A 2,484-nucleotide genomic window follows, 5' to 3' on the forward strand; every position below is an offset into this window, starting at 1 on the left:
ACACATGGCGGGCTCCTGGGGTCTCCGGGAACGACCGGGTGGGACGGGACCGGCCCCCGGGGTCACCGGGGATCCGGGTCGGGAACGGGCGCCGCCCTCCCGGGGCGCGCGCCGGGGCGTGCGGATGGTGCGGGTGGTGCGGGTACGGACACGGCGCCGCGCGACCGGCCCCGGGCGGGGACGGAACGGCACGGCGCCGGGTGCGACGGCGACAGGCTATGTCCCGGAAAGCCCCGGCGGAAGCATCCGACCCCCGGGACCACCGGGAAGCCGGGCACCACGGCGCCGCGCGGGCCCGCCGGGGCTCAGGAGAGGGTGTCGGCGGCGGTGGGGGAGCTGTCCTTGAGGAAGGTCGAGCAGCGCTCGTACTCCTCGGTCTCGCCGATGGCGCGGGCGGCCCGGGCGAGGGCGTGCAGGGCGCGCAGGAAACCGCGGTTGGGCTCGTGCTCCCACGGCACCGGGCCGTGGCCCTTCCAGCCGTTGCGGCGCAGGGCGTCCAGGCCCCGGTGGTAGCCGGTGCGGGCGTAGGCGTAGGACTCCACCGGTCGACCGGCCTCGAAGGCGTCGTCGGCGAGCTGGGCCCAGGCCAGCGAGGAGGAGGGGTGCGCGGCGGCCACCTCGGCCGGATCGGCGCCGGTGCCGCCGTCGGTGTAACCGGTGTCCGGGGCGGTGGTGTTGGGGCGCCCGGTCTCCGGCGGCTCCTCGGCCTCACCGCCGGTCAGCCCGAGGCCGACGACGGTGCCGAGGACGGCGACCAGGAGGGCTCCGGCACCCGCGCCGGCCATGTTCCGTCGGGTGCCCGCCAACGCGGTCTGCCGGATACCGGCGAAGCGACCGCCGGGCCGGCCCCCCTGCCCGTCCCGGGCGTCGTGCGTGGGGTCTCCACCGGGGGTGTCCCCGGCGAAGGCGGCCGGCACGGCCGCCCCGGTGCCGTGACCGACGGTGGGCCGCGGGCCGGTCGGTGTGCCACCGGCGCGCGCCACGACGGGCGGCAGGAGTTCGGTGGGCGCCTCGGTCCCCGGACCGGGCAGCGGGGCCGGTGTCGCTCCGGCCGGGGTTTCCGCCGCGGGTGCGGCGGGGACGGCCGGGGTGCCGAGCGGCGCGGTGGGCGCGGTGGGTCCGCCGGTGGCCGGTGTCGGCCCGCCGGTGACCGGTGCCGGGCCGCCGGTGGGTGCGGCCGGGCCGGTGGCGTTCGGCTTCTCCAGTCGCAGCGGCGGCGCGGGCGGCATTCCGAGGTCCTCGACCAGGGCGAGGGCGCGGCGTCCGGCGTGCGCCCCGCTGGAGTCGGCCAGGACCGCCCGCAGGGCGATCGACGCCTCCAGTTCGGCGCGGGCCCGGTCCAGTCGGCCGTTGCAGATCGCCAGGACGCCCAACTCGTGGTGGAAGTAGGCCTGGCGGCTGACCAGGCCGGCCTCGCGGGCGCTCTCCTGGCCGCTGCGCAGCATCCGCTCCCACAGGCCCCAGCGCAGGGACACGGCGGCCCGCGGGGCGGCGACGCGGGTGAGTTCCGCGACGGCCTCGTGCAGGCCGGCGCGCTGGCCTGCACGGATGACGGCGAGGAGGGCGTCGAGTTCGGCGACGGCCCGGGCGGGGTCGGCACGGCCCTCCTCCAGCCACCACTGGTAGTGGCCGAGCGCGATGTCCACCCGCGCGGCGCCGCCACCGGCGAGGTCGGTGTCCGCCAGGTCCTCGACGACCCCCGGGGCGAGTCGGCGGTGGTCCCCGGTGCCGGTGACCAGGCCGCCGCGGGTGAGCAGGTCGAGATGGGCTGAGGCGTCGTGGTCCCCGGTGAGGGCGGGGATCTGGGCGAGGCCGGGGAGGGTGCCGCCGAGGGCCAGTCCCAGGCTGAGGATCTCCCGGGCGCCCTCGGGGAGCAGCGCGGCGAGTTCGACGGCCGGCGGGGCGTCGGTGGCCGGCTCCGCCTCCTCCGTCGCCCCCGCCGGGGCGTTTCCGCGTTCGCGCAGCAGGGAGCCGTACTGCACCAGGCGCAGCGGCAGGCCGTCGGCGGCGGCGCGGTGCCGCGCCGCACCCTCGCGCTCGGCGGCGGTCAGGGGGCGCCCGGCGGTGCGCTCGACGAGGTCCACGGCGGCGGCGGGGGCGAGGCCGGTGAGGGGGACCTCCTCGACTCGGGAGCCGTCGCCGACGGGGGGCGCGTCGGTGGCGGTGACGAACAGGAAGGCGCACTCGGGTGTCGCGGCGAGCAGGTCGTCCAGGGCGGAGCCGCCGAACTCCAGGTCGTCCACGAGGACGACGGCGCCGATCTCCCGCAGCGCGGCGCGCAGTTCGGGGGCGCCGGGGCGGTGGTGCGGTGCGGCGTGGACGGCGGCGTACAGCTCGTGACGCAGGTCGGCGGAGGAGCGCCCGCGTCCGGGGCCGCCACCACTTCACGCACTTCGCCGTCGAATGGTTCATCGATAACACCGACTTTTTTCGGCCTTCTTCTCGTTTAATGCTCAACTTGCCTCCGTGACGCCCCTGTTAATG

General features: G+C 77.7%; 1 protein-coding gene. It reads right to left on the reverse strand.

The genetic code is table 11. The features are described from left to right. Positions 1–305: 305 nt before the first annotated feature. Positions 306–2,243: a DUF3151 family protein gene (locus tag FOE67_RS22650; protein ID WP_182666696.1), complete on the reverse strand. Its 1,938-nt coding sequence runs from the start codon at positions 2,241–2,243 to the stop codon at positions 306–308. Positions 2,244–2,484: the final 241 nt, after the last annotated feature.

The sequence above is a fragment of the Streptomyces calidiresistens genome (assembly GCF_014141525.1).
In the GTDB taxonomy this organism is placed as follows: Bacteria; Actinomycetota; Actinomycetes; order Streptomycetales; family Streptomycetaceae; genus Streptomyces; species Streptomyces calidiresistens.